The sequence below is a fragment of the Dehalococcoidia bacterium genome (assembly GCA_030018455.1).
GTDB lineage: Bacteria > Chloroflexota > Dehalococcoidia > DSTF01 > JALHUB01 > JASEFU01.
This window is the reverse complement of record JASEFU010000002.1, coordinates 128,677-145,796: the sequence shown is the minus strand read 5'-3', so window position 1 is coordinate 145,796 and position 17,120 is coordinate 128,677. Positions and strand designations below refer to the sequence as shown.

The following is a 17,120-nucleotide window of genomic DNA, read 5'->3' as shown; positions in this document are numbered from 1 at the left end:
ATGATAAAGGCAGAGGCGCACAGAGAGGGCATACGCGAGGTTCCGGAACCGGAGGAGTTCCTCCGCTTCACCCTGGGGCAGCGGCTTGAGCATTGGGTGCTCGTGTTCACGTTCCTTGCTCTTGTCACGACGGGCCTGCCCCAGAAGTTCCACGAGGCCGCCCCTTCGTTGTGGGTCATTTCCGCGCTCGGCGGCATCGATAACGTCCGCCTCTTCCACCGTATCTTCGCCACCCTCTTCATCTTCGAGTCCAGCTTCCACCTGGGAGCGATAGCGGCGTCCGTTGCTCTGAAGCGCTTCACTCCCTCGATGATACCGACGCCCCGCGATTTCCTCGATGCGTTCGACTGGCTGCGCTACTCCGTCGGCCTCAGCTCCCGCCGGCCGGAGTTCGACCGCTACGACTTCCGGCAGATCTTCGAGTACTGGGGGATCGTATTCGGGGCCGTCATTATGATCGCCACCGGCCTCATGCTCTGGTTTCCCACCTACGTCACGCGCGTGCTCCCCGGCGAGTTTGTGGCCGCGGCAAAGGAGACGCACAGCGGCGAAGCCCTGCTCGCCTTCCTGGTCATCGTCATCTGGCACTTCTACAGCGTGGTCTTCAGCCCGAACGTGTTTCCTCTCGACCAGTCGATGATCAACGGCAAGATATCGCGCGAAAGGATGATCGAGGAGCACCTGCGCGAGTACATGCGCCTGATGGGCATCAAGGAGCTCCCCGCGCACCTGTCGTCGGAGCCCGCTGCGGGCGGCACAGCGGAGAAGCCGCCGGGCGGGTAGCGGGGGACTCGCGATGGGCCAGGGGCTCGACGGCGACAAGACCCCTCGAGGCGGCCGACCCGGGATCATCAGGAGAAGCCTCCAGTGGCGCATCATGCTTCTGGTGACCATCGGCATCGTCGCTATACTCGTCGCCTTCAGCATCATCAGCCTGCTCGCCGTCTCGGAGAGCATCGACCGCTCCGTTGACGAGCGCCGCGCCCTCGCCGAGGCGACCGGCGGCCACGTCGACTACGTCGTGCGCCAGAGCCTGGAGGCGCTGGACGAAGTCCCGTTCGGCGATGGGTTCGACCTCGAGGACGCCGACCCCGAGCCGGAGCGGCGGGCGCTGCGCCGCGCCTTCTTCGGCACCATCTTCAGCCGCGGCGTCTATCTCACCGATGCGAGCGGCCGCCTCCTGTGGATCGAGCCCGAAACGCCGTCCGTGCTGGGGAAAGACATCTCCACCAACCCTCACGTGGCGGACGCCCTCGAAAGCGGGGCGAGCGCCGTGTCCGGTCTGACCGCCGCCGTGGCTGACGGGGGACCCGCCGTCTCGATGGTGGTGCCGGTGCGCAACCTCAGCGGCAAGCTCGTCGGACTGGTCGGCGGCGACATCGGCCTCAGCGGCAGCAACCTTCAGGAGGTCATATACCTCGCGTCGCTGAGCGAGACCGGCTACGCGCAGATCGTGGACGGCGAGGGGGCGATCCTCGCCAGCACCCGCGCCGACCAGACGCTCGAAACGACGGACCACCGTCATCAGGTGGCCGCGCTCATCGAGGAGAACCGGACGTCGTCGGGCACCTGCCACGACTGCCACGAGTCCGAAAACGGGAAAGAGCGCGAGACGGAGGTGATGGCGTTCGCTCCTCTTCAGTCAGCGCCGTGGGGAGTGCTCATCCGCGAGTCGGAGGATGAGGCGCTGGCCCCCGCGCGTCGGCTCAAGGAGCGGGCATTGTGGCTGGGCGTCGGCGCCTTCTCGTTCGCGCTGCTCTTCGGCTGGGCAACCGTACGCAGCGTCACACGGCCGGTGGCGGCCCTGACGGACGCCGCGCAGAGGATAGCGTCCGGCGACCTCTCGAGGCGCGTGCCCATCCTGGGGCGGGACGAGATCGGCCACCTGGCGATGGTCTTCGAGGTGATGCGGATCAAGCTCAGCGAATCGCTGGAAACGATACAGGCGCAGAGCCGCGAGCTGGAATTGCGCGTCCGGGAGCGCACGCGCGAGCTGGAGGAGTCGCGCGATAGCCTGCGGGCGGTCGCCGAGGAGAACGCCGCCCTGTACGAGGAGCTGAAGCGAAAAGAGGCGGCGCGCGGCCGTCTGCTCAAGAAGGTGATCGGCGCTCAGGAAGAAGAGCGCCGGCGCATCGCCCGCGAGCTCCACGATGAGACGAGCCAGAGCCTGACTGCCCTCGCCGTCGGGCTGGAGACCGCCTCCCTGACGTCGGAGAGCGGCGCGGCCGGGCTGCAGCGAAGGCTGGCGTCGCTCAAGGAACTGGCGGTGGAGACGCTGGAGCGCGTCCACGGGCTGATCTACGACCTCCGCCCGTCCGTTCTCGACGACCTGGGGCTGGTGGCCGGTCTCCGTTGGTACGCCGAGAGCCGCCTGCAACCGGCGGGCGTGCGCGTCCGCCTGCAGGTGAAAGGGAAGGAGCGCCGGCTGCCCGCCGAGGCGGAGACCGCCCTGTTCCGCATCGGGCAGGAGGCGGTCAACAACGTCGCGCGCCACGCCCGCGCTTCCGCGGTCGCCCTGACGCTCACGTTCGACGAAAGCCGCGTCGCGCTCGAAGTGGAGGACGACGGTGAGGGCTTCGACGTCGCGGCAACAGGCGAAGCGTCGGGAAAACACTCCGGCTGGGGACTGATGGGGATGGAAGAGCGGGCGACGCTCCTCGGCGGCAGCATCGAGATCGTCTCGCGGCCGGGCAAGGGAACGCGGGTGCGGGCCGTCGTTCCCATCGAAAGGGAGAGTGACGACGATGCGCAAGATTCGGGTCCTGATAGCGGATGACCACGCCGTCCTCCGCGACGGCATCCGGGCGCTGCTGGACGCGCACGACGACGTGGAGGTGGTGGGCGACGCCGCGGACGGCGTGGAGGCGGTGGAGAAGGCCGTACAGCTCGCCCCCGACGTTGTGCTCATGGACATCGCGATGCCACGGCTGGGCGGTCTGGAGGCGGCGCTGGAGCTGCGTCAGCGGCGGTCGCCGGCGAAGGTAATCGTCCTCACCCAGTACGATAACAAGGAGTACGTCCTCCAGATGCTCAAGGCGGGTGCCGCCGGCTACATCGTCAAGAAGGCCGCCGGCAGCGAGCTTGTCTCCGCTATTCGCGCCGTGCACGCCGGCGAATCGTTCCTGCACCCCTCGGTCACGAAAGCGGTGATCGACCGCTACCTCAGGGAAGGCGAGGACGACGAGGTGGAGCGGCGGCTCGACCGGCTGAGCGGCCGCGAAAAGGAAGTCCTCAAGCTCCTGGCCGAGGGGCGGAGCAACCGCGAGATAGCCGGCCTACTCTTTCTCAGCGCGAAGACCGTCGCCAACCACCGCGCCGGCATCATGGAGAAGCTGGAAGTCCACAACCGCACGGAGCTGGTGAAGCTCGCGATCCGGGCGGGCCTCGTGGACATCGGCCGCTAGCTTCGCCGGCTTCCCTCCAATCCACACACTGCCACCGTCTACCGCTTTGCGTCTGGCTGCTCCCGCCAGTCTTGTGCAGAAGGCGTATGCAAGTAGGGCGTTTTTTGGCCGCGTTTGAGGCGTTTGCATTTCTCCGGACGGACAGGCGACTCTTCCTGGTCTCGCCCGGCCCGCCGTAGGATCCGGTTAGAAGACGAGAGCACGGCTTGACCGGGAGGGGAAACTGAGATGAAGGGGAAGCTAATAAAGACCTATAGCGGCGGGCAGCCCGCTCCTGAGGGCATTTACCTGAAGAAGAGGGCATGGGACCTGACCCAGCTCCCTGAGGGGGGCGGTCACCTCCCCGACGACGGCGCGGTCTACTACCGGGTTCCGTTGGCGGTTGTGATGGTGCTGGGGCCCATCGCCGGCCTGGCGTTCATACTCTTCTTGCCCGTGGCGGTAATGGTCTTCGCCGTCCAGATGACGTTCAGGCTGCTTTTCGGGCTGCTGCCCTGGCGGCGCGCCTCCCGCGAAGAGGAGAAGGCCTCCCCCGCCCGCTAGCCGGTCGACCTGCGCTCTCGGCGGCTTCGATTGCCGCGCAGCGAATCGAGCTGGTGCATCAGCGCCAGGAGCGGGTGGCGCCCTGGCATGCGCGGGCCGGCGAAGCGCATCACACGCTTGATCTCGTCCCTCATGTCCGGCTTGTAGCAGTGGACCGGGCATTTGGCGCAGGTGGGCTTCTTGCCGCCGAAGGGGCAGCGGTCGAGGCGAGCGAAGGCGTAGTCGCGGAGTTTTGCGCACTCTGCGCAGAGCCCGTCCGATGCCCCGTGGTTGGCGCGGCAGTACAGATCGATCATCGCGCCGACCGTTCGTTTTTCGCGCTGAATTCGCGTCATCATCGTGTCTTCAGTTTCGAGCGCGGAGCGGACTGGGCGCAACACGACGTGGTGCGCGGCGACGTCTGCCGCCCATGACTCTCGCGGCGGCGTCGTGGAGCGCCCTCTCGGGCTATCCTTCGGTCACCGGCGGCGTGTCGGTAGAAGGGCCGTACCGGCTGTACTTCGCGTCGACGTTCTGCCGGATCTGCCGCGTGCTCTGGCCCTCGCTCTGCCACTTCATCACGTCCCCTGCGATATCGACGCATATCCGGCAGCCCGCCGCATGACTCTCGAAGCTGCCATCCGGCTTGATGAAGCACTCCTTGAGGTTGTGGTGGGCGATGGAGTGCATCCCGCAGCCGCAGTAGCAGGGCATCTGTGTGAAGAGGTCCTGATTCGCGACCGCCGCCCGATATCCCGCCAGCGTTGCGTCTGACGTGTAGGCGAAGGCTGGGAATTCGCGGATTTCGCCAGCCGTCACGGCCTCGTTCGACGAGGCGCCGCCCTGCGAAGTAGCCACCCAGGCAGCGACTACCGCGACGACGGCCACCGTCCCCGCCAGCGCTGCCACCCAGAGACCTAGGCGTCGCTGCAGTCCGCGTTTACGTCTTCTATTATGTCGGTCCGACTTTTTCATTTGTCTACGCCTTTCTCTCACCGTCCTGGAACACATCCCGGGACGCCCGGAGCGCGTTCGCTCCCCTCTTCCGCGGGCCGCGCCGGTGTGCGGGCGGCCGTCAAAGTCACTGCTTCACCCTTCCGCCTCCACGATCAGCTCTCCCCACATCCGGTGATGCCCTTCGCCGCACACCCTGGTACAGACGAACCCGAAGCGGCCCGCCTTGTCGGCAACGAACTCCACAGACGTGAATTCCCCGGGGTACACGGCATCGACAGCGACGTCGTGGTCTTCCAGCAGGAAGCCGTGCACGACGTCGTTGCTGGTGAGACGGAGGCGGACAAGCTCGCCCTGCCGTACCCGGAGCGTCTCGGGTGTCCAGGCGCTCTCGCCGGCGACGAGGGTGAACCCATTGCCCGAATCGCCCCCGATGTACCGCTGGTAGCCGACAGTCGCCGCCGGCAGGCCTGCGATGACAAGCATGACCAGGCCCAGAGCCAGCTTCTCGAGCGCGCGGGCAGTCATCTCGCTCTCCCGTTCGTCGAATCGTGGTACTCGCGCCCCGACGGCAGCTTCACGTCGCCGTCCTCGATGACGCCGGGATGCGGCACGGCGCCGAAGGCGGCGAGCGCTTCGGCGGGGCCTCCGAGCAAGAGCGCGTCGCAGGCCAGAAATAACCGCTCGATCTGCCCGCGAAGGCGCGGTGGGGCCATCACGCCCACGAGATGGACCGCGTCGCCGGCGCGCCCGTCGACCCGCATCGACACCCCGATGAGGTCGGGTTCAAGGTCGAAAGCCTTCAACCCGGCGACTGCCGCGTCGGCCTGCTCCTCCTCGGCGAACGCCCCGACGATGACAGGCAGTTCTTTTCTCATCTCTTCCTGCCCACGCTATCCCATGAACAGCCACAGGAATATCAGCGCGATCAGCGTGAGCAGCGCCGCCACCGGCACGACTGAGCGCCGCGCAGCCGTTTCGTCTCCCAGGCATGCGCCGGCGGCGCGCCGGGCCGCCGATATCGACGCTGCAAGCCCAACGCCCAGAACGGGCGCCTGGAGGTACGGCAGCACACGGGGCGCGTACGGCTCCCACGCGTAGCCGGCCGTGCCGAACAGGTCCCATCCCCAACCGAAGGGGTCCGACAGCACAGGCGGGACGTTCGACGCGTTGGCGAACAGAAAATCGAGGCTGAAGGCGACCCAGGCCGCGAGGCCGAGCGGCGCCGCCGCATACGCGAAAGCGACGAACAGCCGCCGGTCGGAAGCCTCCCTTGCCCTCGATACCGCCTTCCCCAGCCACGCCGCGGCGAAGAAGGCGCCAGGCGCCAGCGCCAGCATCGCGACCAGCAGCAGTCCGGCATACGCGAGGAACGTCGCCGGCTCGCCGCTGCCCAGATTCGCCCAGTCCCTGAGCCAGCCCCAGGGGCCCGCCATCACCGCCGAATACAGGAGGGCGGCGGACAGCAGCATCACCGCCTTATGCGCCTCGTCTGTCCGGTAGCGCGGCGCCAACAGATCGGCGCCAAAGGGCCGGAGGTTGAGGGCAACGTTCTCCTTCGGGCACGTCTTCACGCACTCTCCGCACATGCCGCAGTACAGGTTGCGCTCCATGGTGCCCGGGTACTCCAACCAGGGGCACCCGAACCCCGCGGACGATCCCTTCAGACACTCCTTCGCGTTCGGGCCGCAGTGCGCAAGGCAGACGTCGGGATCGACGGCCCGCACTTCGAGGGGCGCCGCGCCCGCGTACGCGCCGATGAAGCCGCCCATGGGGCAGACGTAACGGCAGAACGCGCGGCGCTTGAAGACGAGGAATAGCCCAAGCGCGAGCAGCGAGAGGGCGAGCAGCGCTGTCGCCGTCGCGGCCGGGCGCGTCAGTATGACGACGCTGAACACGGCCATGCCGGCGATGGCGCCGTTCTGGACCCACAGCCCCCGAAGCGAGCGCGGCCAGTCGAGTCTCAGCGTCAGGGGGCGGCGCCCCGCGACAAGGATGGCCCGCCTCTGGACCCACTCCCCGGTAGCGGCAAGCGGACACACCGAGCACCAGGCGCGCGCTCCCAGCGGTATGAGGAGCAGGATCAGGGCTCCCCACCAGACGATCCAGGTGAAGACTATCGAAAAGTTCGCGCTGCCCACCGGCGTGCCCAGCAGGCCGGTGAGGATGACGAGCACGAACGCGAAAAGCGCTGGCAACACGAGAACGAAGGGGAACAGTCGGTGGGTCAGAGCGCGCCTCAGCGGCCCCCATCGCAGCAGATCGATGCGGCTCTCTGCCGTCGCCGTCGGACACGGCCTCTCCGCCACCCTAAGCACTGTCCCGTCCTCTCCGCCACCAGCCGAGGGTGGTCGCAGCCAGCCCTATGGCGAGCACCGCCATTGCCGCCCCGATGAACGGACTGTTCGGCCGCACGGTGAGCAGCCCGATCATAAACGGGTGCAGCTCGCCGCAGTTCACGGGGCAGCGGATGCGGAAGGTCCCGGGTTTGTCGGCCACGAACTCGAGGACGGTGTTCTCTCCGGGGGCCGCCTCCGCCTTGACGCCGTAGCCCTCCACGTAGACCCCGTGGGTCACGTCTTGCGAGGCGACGGTCAGAATTACGCGGTCGCCCTTGTTGACCTCGATCCGCTCCGGCGAGTATGCGAACCGCCTCGCTTCCAGCGTGATCTCGCGCGTCTGGGGAGTGCTTGCTGGAAACGGCAGGAAGCTTCCGGCGGCCACCGCCAGCACGGAGAGCGAGACGGCCGCAATCAGCCCCACCCATCTGCCGCGATGCAAAAGTCCTCGCCTGATGATGATCTCCGCCTCCCTCCAGACGCTGACAGCGCTTCCCCTGGTGTCAGATCCGTGGGGTGGTGGCGTTCTCGGTGCGGAACAGCCACGTCGTAAGATAGCGCTCGCCGGTGTCCGGGAGCACCACCACTATCAGCTTCCCCGCGTTCTCCGGGCGCCCCGCCACTTGCCGGGCAGCCCAGGCGGCCGCGCCGGACGATATTCCCGCCAGTATTCCTTCCTCGCGCGCCAGCCGCCTCGCAGTCTCCCCCGCGTCCTCGTTAGATACGCGGATCACTTCGTCGATGACGCCCATGTTCAAGACTTCCGGCACGAAGCCGGCGCCGATCCCCTGAATCTTGTGGGGGCCCGGCTTCCCGCCCGAAAGGACGGGCGAGTCCTCCGGCTCGACGGCGATCGCCGCGAACGACGGCTTGCGCTGCTTGATTACCTCGGCGACGCCCGTAATCGTCCCGCCGGTCCCCACGCCGGAAACGAGGATGTCGACCTGGCCGTCGGTGTCGCGCCAGATCTCCTCCGCGGTGGTCTGACGGTGGATCTCGGGGTTGGCGGGGTTCCGGAACTGCTGCGGCAGGAACGCGCCCGGCGTCTCCGCCAGCAGCTCTTCCGCCTTCTCGACGGCGCCGCGCATCCCCTTTGCGCCCTCCGTGAGGACGACTTCAGCGCCGAAGGCGGCGAGGAGCTGCCTCCGCTCTATCGACATCGTGTCGGGCATGGTGAGGACGAGGCGGTAGCCACGGGCGGCGCAAACGAAAGCGAGCGCAATCCCCGTGTTGCCGCTCGTCGGCTCGATGATGACGCTGCCGGGGCGGATCAGCCCTTCTTTTTCCGCGGCGGCGATCATGGAGTAGCCGATGCGGTCCTTCACGCTGCCGCAGGGGTTGAACGATTCCAGTTTCGCCACTACCGTCGCGGCCGACCCCTCCGCAAGCTTGTTCAGCCGGACGAGAGGCGTGTTGCCGATGAGTTCGGTTATGTCTTGCGCTATCTTTGCCATCGTTCCCTCACAATCGTTTCTACAGCCTGGCCGAAAACCGCGGCGCCGCCGGCTCGGCCCGGGCGATCCGCCCGATGGCGTCGAGCAGCGCCTCGACGTGGTCGCGGGTGTTGAAGCAGCCGACGCTCGCGCGCACGGTGCCCTCGGGGAAAGTGCCGAGCGTGCGGTGGGCCGCGGGCGCGCAGTGCAGCCCGGTGCGGACCTGGATATCGAACGCCTGGTCGAGGACGGCGCCCGCGTCGCCCGGGCTCCAGCCTTCGATGCGGAACGAAACGACGCCCACGCGGTTGCCGTCTAGCGGCCCGTAGACGGTGACCTTCGGGTTCGCCGCCAGACCATCGAGCAGCAGGGCGGTCAGCTCAAGCTCGCGGCGTCTTATCGTTTCCACGCCCTCCGAAAGCACGTGCCTCAGGCCCGCCCCCAGCCCGGCGATGCCGACGGTATTGGGGGTGCCGCTCTCGTAGCGGGAGGGCCGGTCGAGCGGCTGCTCTTCCGACTCCGACACCGTGCCGGTTCCGCCTTCCTTCAGCGGCTCCAGCTCCAACCGGCTGCTGACGTAGAGGACGCCCGTGCCTGTCGGGCCCAGCGGCCCCTTGTGGCCGGACAGCGCCAGGAGGTCGATGTTACCGGCCTGCACGTCGAGCGGCAGGACGCCCGCCGACTGCGCGGCGTCGATGAGCAAAGGAACGCCGCGCTTCCGCGCCAGCCCGCCGATCTCCTCGACCGGCTGCACGACGCCGGTGACGTTGGAAGCGTGCGTCAACGCTATGAGCCGCGTCGACGGCGTGATCGCATCAGCCACCGCTTCCGGCGACACTGAGAAGCTTCCCGGCGCCGGCGCGACCCGCGTAACCCGCACGCCCAGCCGCTCCAGGCGCGTCAAGGGGCGGACCAGCGAGTTGTGGCCGATGGCGTCGGTAACGACGTGGTCGCCGGGACGGAGCAGCCCCCGGAGGGCAAGGTTGAGCCCTTCCGTGCAGTTGGCGCCGAAGACGATCTCCTTCTCGGCGGGGGCGTTGAGAAGGCGGGCGGCAAGCGTCCGCGTCTCCTCGATAACCTGCTCCGCGGCCACGGCCATGCGGTGCCCCGACCTGCCGGGGTTGGCGCCCTTCTCGCGCAAGAAGCTGTCCATGGTCTGGTAGACGCTTTCCGGCTTGGGCCACGACGTAGCGGCGTTATCGAGGTAGATCATGTCCCTCTCGCCTTTTACATCCCGATGTACTTGGAGTAGAGGCCGCGGGCGACGGACTCGTCGTCCGTCCCTTTGACGATTGCCCTCCCGTCCAGGAAGACGACCATTTCGTAGCCGTCGACGCTGAAGGTCAGCATGAACTCGTTGTACTCGACGTCGCCGAGGGGGCGCAGGACGCGCGCCAGCTCTTCGAAGGAGAGCAGCTCATCGGCGGGCCGCAGCACCTGCACCGAGTTCTGTCCGCAGAGGGAGGTGGTGCGGGCGCCGGTCTGCATGTCGAGGAAATCATAACGGCCCTGGCAAGCGGGGCAATCGGGAGAGGGCCTGGGTATGACGTCCAGCCGGCTGAACTGGCCCGACCACACGTCGACGCTGACCAGGCCCATCGTCTCTACCCCCAACATCAGCTTGATCGTTTCCGCCGCCTGCAGCGCGCCCACAAGCATCGGCGCGGCGTTCACGACGCCGGCGGTATCGCAGGTCGCGTTCCGTCCCACCGGCGGCGGCAAAGGGAAGAGGCAGCGGATGCAGGGCGTGCGGCCGGGCACGATGGCCATCATCATGCCGCAGGAGGCGACGGCGGCGCCGTATATCCAGGGAATGCCGAGTTTCTGGGAGGCGTCGTTGAGGAGGTAGCGCGTCTCCAGGTTATCGAGGCCGTCGACGATGACGTCGGCGCCGCGCACGAGGCGTTCCACGTTGCGGCAGTTGACGTCGGCCACGACTCCCTCGACCTCGATCTCGGAGTTGGCGGCCCGCAGGTGGCGTTCCGCCGCGATCGCCTTCGGGACCTTCATCCGCACGTCTTCCTCATCGAACAGCACCTGGCGCTGCAGGTTGTGGTACTCGATGAAGTCGCGGTCGATGATGCGGAGGGAGCCGACGCCGGCGCGGGCGAGGGAGGCGGCGGTCACGGTGCCGAGGGCGCCGCAGCCGACGATTACGGCGGTGCTGCGGGCGAGCTTCTCCTGGCCCGCCCTGCCGATGCCGGGGAAGATCATCTGGCGCGAGTAGCGGTCGGGCCGGTACAGCGTCAAGGGCTGTCCGTCGCGCCGCCCGCCGGCGATGAGCGGCAGTATCGTGATTACGTCGCCGTCACTGACGGGAGTGTGCTCGCCCGCGAGCAGGCGGATGTCCTGGTTGTTCACGAAGATGGAGACGAAACGGTTGGGCGTAGCGCCGCCCTGGTAGATGCGGTCGGCCACGCCGGGATAGAGGGAATCGAGATGACTTATGACTTCGGCCACCGTTCTGCCGGTTGCCTCCGTCTCGGCGCGGCCGCCCGTCAAGGTCCGCAGGGGAAGGGGAATGTGGACAGTGACGCTCATGGGACTTTCCTCCTTGTGCCGTTGCCCGCTAGATGGAGTAGGTGAGGGCGGGCGCTTCCTTCTGCCGCTGGCGTTCGCGGAGCTCCTCGAGCGAGATCGATTTCAGGAACTCGCTCACCATGCCGCCCAGTTCTATCCACACGTCCCGGGTGGCGCAGTTAGGGGAGCGGGAACAGATTTCCGGGCGGTCGACGCACTCGGCGACGGCAAGCGAGCCTTCAAGGGCGTGAAGGATGTCGAGCAGGGTGATCTCGGACGGCGCCTTCGCGAGGGCGACGCCGCCCCCGGCGCCGCGGGCCGTTCTCAGCAGTCCGCTCGCCTCCAGGCGGGTGACGAGATGTTCGAGGTACTTCTTCGACACCTCCTGCCGCCGCGCGATGTCCTTGAGATGACAGAAGCCCTCGTCGCTGTGCGTGGCGACGTCGAGCATGGCCCTGGCGCCATATCTGCCTTTGGTGGAGAGCTTCATGGGCTGCGTCCTTTGGCGGAACTATGCCTATCGTTTTGGTAGTCATTATAATCGCCCCCCGCAACGCTGTGTCAAGAGCACGTCCGGCCAATTTTGCGAAAAAACAGGATAGAGCTTCGATTCAGACGCGGATCATCCGGCATGAGAGCGCGAGAGTGGCGGTACCCCTTCTCGGGAACCTGCGGCGAATCCGGCGGCCGGCGCAACCGGGCCAGCTTGCGACGCCTGACCCCAGCGCCCCTTTCCCCGCCCGGCGCTAGCCCGCGCGGGCGGGCGCCCCGCAGCGAGAGCAAAAGCGGCTGCCCTCCCGCAGCGCGCGGCCGCACTGGGTGCAGAAGCCGCTCGACGCCTGCCGCTGCGCCCGGGCGCGCCGCGCCGCAGCACGACGCGACGCCCTGCCCGTCTCCAGCGGGAGCGGCTCGGGCTGGTGACGCGACCGCCAGTAGACCGCTACTCCCGCCGCCGTGACGACGAGCACCGCGACCGTCAGGGGCAGCAGCCAAACAGGCGCGCCGCTGTCCGCCTCCCTCGCCGCGTTCAGGATCTCGAGCGAGGTGCGGGGGTCGCTCTTCTGGTACTTCGTCGATATCGAGAGAGTCCGGCCGCTCTCCATTGCCCCCAGCGAAGCGCTCCTGTAGGCGAAGCCGTCCTGGTCGAGCGTCCCTGCCCCTATGTCGGGCTCGACCGAGAGGCCGGCGGCCCCCAGCGGCTCCTGCACCCGCACCGTCAACTCATCCACCGCCAGGTCGCCGGGCCAGACGTAGGTGTAACTGCGGTCGGCGGTGTTGGTGGCGAGGGCATCGTAGAACTCGATCTGCACGAAGCGGTCGGGAGTGGTTATCTTCAGCGCGAGCGCGTCGCCTTCCTCGACGGTCTCGTAGTCGAGGTTAATGAGCCGTCCCCCTTCCGTCTCGGCGGAAGCGACGGCTGACGGCCCGCCGGAGGTCGCGGGAATGCGCAGCGACAGGTCGGCGGGCAGGGCGGCGTCTTGGGGCAAGGCGGCGTGGAGGATGACCAGCATTGCCGGGCGGTCGTACTCCGGCCACAAATCGATATCGAGGCTCTGCAGCCGCGGGCTTTCCTGCGCGGCGGGGGCCGCCGTCGCGGCGGGCGATGCCCAGACCGCCGTCGCAACGAGCGCCGCGAGGCTCGCCAGCGCGATGAGCCTGCGCCGGGAAATGATTCCAGCCGTGCAACGTATTCCTGCTCTCAACACCTTCACTGCCCTCCAACTGCGGCCCGCGCCGTCGGCCCGTCCCTTTAGCGAACGGGAAGGTCGACGACGCCGGCCGGAATGTCCTCCAGCGGCACTATAAAATGACAGAGGTCGCAGCCTTCGCCCGGCCCGAGGACGTGTATCCCGCCTATGGCCGGGTCCTCGGTGATGGCGCCCGGCTTGTGGCAGGCCACGCAATCGGTCAGCCCCTGCTCCGACCCGCGTATGGGCTCGCCCGTCGTTGCCTCGACGAGCGCCCCGTGGCACCGGAAGCACCCAGGGTCGCCCTTGCCCGCTCCCGGGTGCCCCAGGTTCTCGGGGTAGGTGCGCCAGGTGCTGTTCATCCCCGGGTAGATGACCTCCTCCGATATTCTCTCCAGCTCATCGATGGCTTGCTGGATCGAGTCTGCCTTCTCGCGCGCCACGTCCGGGTACTCCTCCTCGTAGAAACGGGCGAGCTGCTGGAACCAATCCTCTGTCCACAGGGCCCGCAGTTCGTTGGCGTCGGGGTCGGCCTGGTCGGCCATGAGGAGGCGGAGACTCTGCCGCTTCAAATACGGGAGGCTCGAATCGAGCCGTCCCGCCGCCAGCGCCTCGTCGACGAGATCGACGGGCGACGGGATGTCGTGGGCGGCGCGGTTGTGGCAATCGATGCAGTCCATCAGCCGCCTTGGCATCTCGGGCGCGCCGCTCTCCACCTTCGGGTTGACGAACTCCCTCACGATCTCGCCGTCCTCTTCGAGGCCGACCCATGCGATGGTCTGGCGGTCTTCCGTCGCCGGACGGTACCAGAGGCGGGCGGAGGTGTGCCAGTGGACACCGCGGGCGCGGTCGCCGCCGGTACCGACGCGGAACACGAGCGGGAAGATCTCGAGGGTGTTGTCCTCGTCCGCCAGGTAGTAGTGGAAGACGCGGAGGCGCAGCCCGTAGGCGCGCTCGCGCCAGTGGCAGTCCTCGCAGGTATCGCGCGACGGCCGCAGGTTCTCGATGGGCGCCGGGATCGGCCGCGGGTAGGTGTCGAGGAGGGTCGCCAGTACCTGGCGTCCGCCGGACAGCTTCGACTGTACGTACCAGTCGGCGCCCGGCCCGATGTGGCAGTACGTGCAGGCCACCTCCGCGTGGGGCGATTCCTTGTAGGTCTCGTACTGAGGCGCCATCACCTGGTGACAGGTCTCGCCGCAGAACGTGGGGGAGTCCATGAACTCGACGGCGCGGTAGGCGCTGGCCCCCAGCACGGCGAGAATGACAACAGTGGCGATGCTGAAGAAGGCCGCCGCCCGCACGTGACGCGGGTCTTCGAAGTCGATGCGGAGGGCCGGGCGCATGCCTTCCCCGCGGCGGGCAGCCCTGGCGCGACGCCGGTGCTCCCACAGCATGCCCGCGGGTATGACCAGCAGCCCCATGACTACCAGCGCGGGCAGGAAGATCACGGCGAAGGCGCTCACGTAGGCGCTGGGACGGACTTGAAGGAAGCTGATGCCGAGAACGAAGACGAGTCCCCCCAGCCCGAGCACGGCGAGGATGGCTCCCAGCAGGCTCAGGGGGTTGCGTACCAGCGAAAAGGTGTCGTCTCTGCGAGTCTTCATCTTTGCTGCGCCGGGCGCTGGCCGGCCAGGCCCTGCTTGTACACGTAGAGTGCGAGCTGGATGCGGTTCTCCAGGCGCAGCTTGTAGAGGGCGTTGTGAAGGTGGTTGCGCACCGTGCTCTCGCTGACGGAGAGGCGGTGGGCGATCTGCTTGTTCCCCAGTCCCTCCACCAGCAGCGACAGCACCTCCTTCTCCCTTTCCGTCAGCGGCTGCTCCCCGGTGGCGCCTTCGCTCTCGCGCTCGGGGCCGCGGTTGAACTGATCGAGCATCTTCGCGGCCACCGCGGGTGAGAGGGCCGCCTCGCCGTCGGCCACGGCCCGCACGAGGCGCAGCAGCTCTTCCGGCTCGACGTTCTTCAACAGGTAGCCGCGCGCCCCGCTCTTGATCGCCTCAAACAGATCGTCGTCCTGCTCCGACACCGTGAGCATGACCACCTTCACGTCCGGCATCTCCGCCGCGATGCGACGCGTCGCTTCGAGGCCGTCGAGTCCGCACATGCGGATGTCCATGAGGACGATGTCGGGCGCGAGCCTCCGCGTCTGCTCGACCGCGTCCGCGCCGTCGCCGCACTCGCCCACGATTTCGATGTCGTCGCGGGCGGAGAGGAGGCCGCGCAGCCCCTTGCGGAAAAGAATGTGGTCGTCGACAAGAAGGACCCTGAGCGGCTTCATGATTCTTCCTCGCTGACAGTTGCCGGCGCCTCGACGATAACGCGGGTGCCCAAACCGGGGCGGGACACCACTTCGAGGGCGCCGCCGATGCTCTCGACGCGCTCCCGCATTATCTGAAGGCCGTAGCGGTGGCCGTTGGAGGCGGTCTCCGCGGGGTCGAATCCGCAGCCGTCGTCGGCGACGCTGACGCGCAACGTGCCGTTCCCGCGCTCGATCCCGACCTCCACCCTGCGGGCGCGCGCGTGCTTCCAGACGTTGGCCAGCGCTTCCTGGACGACGCGCAGTAGCTGCACCTGCGCCGCCTCGCTGAGGCCCACCGCTTCTCCGTTGGCGGCGGCGAGCTCAACCTCCAGCTTCGTCTGCGTGCGATAGCTATCGAGGAACTCCTCGAGGGCGGCGAGGAAGCCCTTCTTCAGCGTGCCGCTCGAGCGCAGCGCCAGGATGCCTTGCCGCACGTCCTCGTAGGCGTCGCGGCTTGCCTGTCGCATCTCCCGCAGCTCCTCCCGCGCGGCCGGTATGTCACCACGGTCCAGGCGCTCCTCGGTAACGGTCGTGGCGAGCCGGATGTAGCCGAGCACCTGGGAGAGGCTGTCGTGCATCTCGCGGGCGATCCGGTCGCGCTCTTCGAGGATGGCGAGGGCTTTACTCCGCTCCTCGAGTTCGCGGCGCGACTCCTTGAGCCGGCGTCGCATCGACTCGAAGGCGGCGCCGAGCTGCCCGATCTCGTCCTTCCCACCGACGGCGATGCTTTCGTCGAGGTCGCCGCCGGCGATGCGCTCACAGGCGAGCGTCAGCCGTCGCAGCGGGCGGGTGAGGACGCGGCCGATCACCAGCGCCGCTGCCAGCGAGAGGCCGAGGGCCGCGCCGCCGAAGAACAGCACCTCGCTGCGGAGGTGGTTCCTGGGACCGAACGCTTCGCCCTCGTCCTGGCGGATGGCGATCCCCCAGGGCGCCGCCGTCAGGGGCACAAACGCCGTCATATCGCGGCGCCGCCCTCCTTCTCCCCCCGGTTCGTGGCAGCGATGGCACGTCCACGCTCCCTGCTCCCCCTCCTCGATGAGGCGGGCGAAGCGCGCGGCGTGCGCCGTCACCGGAAAGCTGCTGTCCTCACGACGGGCATCGCTGGTGGCCATCACCAGGCCGCGCTCGTTTATGACCTGCGCGTAACCGGTCTCGCCGAGGTCGACAGGCGAGAGCAGCGTTTGCAGGAACGACGAGGTCGGCCCGAACGTGGTGCCGAGCACGCCCGCGACGTCGCCGTCAGCATCGAGGAGCGGGACCGACAGCGAGACCATGAAGTCGCCCTCGCCGTCGGAACCGACGGCGCCGGAGACGGCGGGCTTGCCGCTACGCAGCGTCTCGGCGACGTTGGGGTAGCCACCGGGCGGGGCGCCCGCGAACCCATCGGCGGAGACGGCGGAGAGAACGTTGCCCTCCGCGTCGAGGAGGAAGGTGCTGCGCGTGTGCGGGCCGGCGTAGCGGTGGAGCTGTTCCAAGATCGCGGCCGCGTCCACCGCGCAATCGGCGCATGAAGCGGGGGAGAGCTCAGAGGCGGTCTGTTGGAGCAGTCGCAGCCCCTGCGAGATGTCCTGGTCGAGGTCCTGCGCCATCATGCGGGCGAGGACGAGACGTTCGTCCATGGCGCGGTCCGTGCTCTCGCCGACGGCGCGCAGGCCCAGATAGCCCATGACGGCAAGCACGCCGAGCACGCCCACGAGGGCCGGCAATCCGAGCTTTATGGATAGACTCATTGCCTGGTCTTCATCCGACAGCCGTCTATTCGCTTCGTCCTTGAAATTAGGACACTTCGACAGGGGCGGCAATGGCCCTAACGTCCCATGTGGCGCCGCGACGGGTGTCAATCTGTTGAGGTTCGCGTATCACTTAAGGCGCGCGCGTGCGTAACCGCCCCCTGCTTCTCTCACACCGCCCTCGTCCACCGCCGCCCGACTGACACGCAGGGTGGAATGAGATTGGCACCCTCC

Annotated in this window: 18 protein-coding genes and 1 pseudogene; 4 read left to right on the top strand and 15 right to left on the bottom strand. The window is 67.8% G+C overall.

All coding sequences use genetic code 11. The features are described from left to right. The 4 genes from QME71_04135 to QME71_04120 all read left to right on the top strand — a co-directional run bounded on the left by QME71_04135 (position 1) and on the right by QME71_04120 (position 3,947). The gene (locus tag QME71_04135; protein ID MDI6857489.1) at positions 1-783 is read left to right on the top strand and encodes a cytochrome b/b6 domain-containing protein; all 783 of its coding nucleotides are present in this window, start codon (positions 1-3) and stop codon (positions 781-783) included. A gap of 13 nt (positions 784-796) precedes the next feature. Then, the gene (locus tag QME71_04130; protein ID MDI6857488.1) at positions 797-2,776 is read left to right on the top strand and encodes a cache domain-containing protein; all 1,980 of its coding nucleotides are present in this window, start codon (positions 797-799) and stop codon (positions 2,774-2,776) included. Next, positions 2,745-3,404, top strand: coding sequence for a response regulator transcription factor (locus tag QME71_04125; protein ID MDI6857487.1), 660 nt, complete (start codon positions 2,745-2,747; stop codon positions 3,402-3,404). The genes QME71_04130 and QME71_04125 overlap by 32 nt, the downstream gene beginning before the upstream one ends. A gap of 228 nt (positions 3,405-3,632) precedes the next feature. Continuing rightward, positions 3,633-3,947 carry a hypothetical protein gene (locus tag QME71_04120; protein MDI6857486.1) on the top strand — a complete coding sequence of 105 codons (315 nt, stop codon included), beginning with the start codon at positions 3,633-3,635 and terminating at the stop codon, positions 3,945-3,947. Here QME71_04120 and QME71_04115 read toward each other — a convergent pair. The 15 genes and pseudogenes from QME71_04115 to QME71_04045 all read right to left on the bottom strand — a co-directional run bounded on the left by QME71_04115 (position 3,944) and on the right by QME71_04045 (position 16,886). Then, complete coding sequence (locus QME71_04115) at positions 3,944-4,285, bottom strand: nitrous oxide-stimulated promoter family protein (GenBank protein ID MDI6857485.1); 342 nt, start codon at positions 4,283-4,285, stop codon at positions 3,944-3,946. The genes QME71_04120 and QME71_04115 overlap by 4 nt on opposite strands. A 109-nt stretch (positions 4,286-4,394) precedes the next feature. Further along, positions 4,395-4,901: a PCYCGC motif-containing (lipo)protein gene (locus QME71_04110; GenBank protein ID MDI6857484.1), complete on the bottom strand. Its 507-nt coding sequence runs from the start codon at positions 4,899-4,901 to the stop codon at positions 4,395-4,397. 114 nt (positions 4,902-5,015) lie between these two features. Further along, positions 5,016-5,408 (bottom strand): hypothetical protein, encoded by a 393-nt coding sequence (locus QME71_04105; GenBank protein MDI6857483.1) that lies wholly within the window; start codon positions 5,406-5,408, stop codon positions 5,016-5,018. Next, positions 5,405-5,758 (bottom strand): hypothetical protein, encoded by a 354-nt coding sequence (locus QME71_04100; GenBank protein ID MDI6857482.1) that lies wholly within the window; start codon positions 5,756-5,758, stop codon positions 5,405-5,407. The genes QME71_04105 and QME71_04100 overlap by 4 nt, the downstream gene beginning before the upstream one ends. A 15-nt stretch (positions 5,759-5,773) precedes the next feature. Further along, positions 5,774-7,198, bottom strand: a complete 1,425-nt coding sequence (locus tag QME71_04095; GenBank protein MDI6857481.1) for a 4Fe-4S binding protein — start codon at positions 7,196-7,198, stop codon at positions 5,774-5,776. After that, positions 7,191-7,661 (bottom strand): cupredoxin domain-containing protein, encoded by a 471-nt coding sequence (locus tag QME71_04090; protein ID MDI6857480.1) that lies wholly within the window; start codon positions 7,659-7,661, stop codon positions 7,191-7,193. Before QME71_04090 ends, QME71_04095 begins: the two co-directional genes overlap by 8 nt. 61 nt (positions 7,662-7,722) lie before the next feature. After that, positions 7,723-8,673, bottom strand: a complete 951-nt coding sequence (gene cysK / locus QME71_04085; protein ID MDI6857479.1) for a cysteine synthase A — start codon at positions 8,671-8,673, stop codon at positions 7,723-7,725. Between the two features lie 19 nt (positions 8,674-8,692). Beyond that, on the bottom strand, positions 8,693-9,865 hold the full coding sequence (locus QME71_04080) for an aminotransferase class V-fold PLP-dependent enzyme (protein ID MDI6857478.1): 1,173 nt from the start codon (positions 9,863-9,865) through the stop codon (positions 8,693-8,695). Positions 9,866-9,879: 14 nt separating this feature from the next. Continuing rightward, entirely contained in the window at positions 9,880-10,866 is a 987-nt protein-coding gene (locus tag QME71_04075) for a ThiF family adenylyltransferase (GenBank protein ID MDI6857477.1), read from the bottom strand. Between the two features lie 66 nt (positions 10,867-10,932). Next, positions 10,933-11,193 (bottom strand): annotated as a pseudogene (locus QME71_04070) (MoaD/ThiS family protein). Positions 11,194-11,221: 28 nt separating this feature from the next. Further along, a complete protein-coding gene (locus QME71_04065) occupies positions 11,222-11,662 on the bottom strand; it encodes an Rrf2 family transcriptional regulator (GenBank protein ID MDI6857476.1) in 441 nt (146 codons plus the stop codon). Positions 11,663-11,918: 256 nt separating this feature from the next. Then, positions 11,919-12,884: a zinc ribbon domain-containing protein gene (locus tag QME71_04060; protein ID MDI6857475.1), complete on the bottom strand. Its 966-nt coding sequence runs from the start codon at positions 12,882-12,884 to the stop codon at positions 11,919-11,921. Between the two features lie 38 nt (positions 12,885-12,922). Continuing rightward, positions 12,923-14,464 (bottom strand): NapC/NirT family cytochrome c, encoded by a 1,542-nt coding sequence (locus QME71_04055; protein ID MDI6857474.1) that lies wholly within the window; start codon positions 14,462-14,464, stop codon positions 12,923-12,925. Next, positions 14,461-15,135 carry a response regulator transcription factor gene (locus QME71_04050; protein ID MDI6857473.1) on the bottom strand — a complete coding sequence of 225 codons (675 nt, stop codon included), beginning with the start codon at positions 15,133-15,135 and terminating at the stop codon, positions 14,461-14,463. The genes QME71_04055 and QME71_04050 overlap by 4 nt, the downstream gene beginning before the upstream one ends. Continuing rightward, positions 15,132-16,886: a HAMP domain-containing protein gene (locus QME71_04045; GenBank protein MDI6857472.1), complete on the bottom strand. Its 1,755-nt coding sequence runs from the start codon at positions 16,884-16,886 to the stop codon at positions 15,132-15,134. The genes QME71_04050 and QME71_04045 overlap by 4 nt, the downstream gene beginning before the upstream one ends. Positions 16,887-17,120 lie beyond the last annotated feature (234 nt).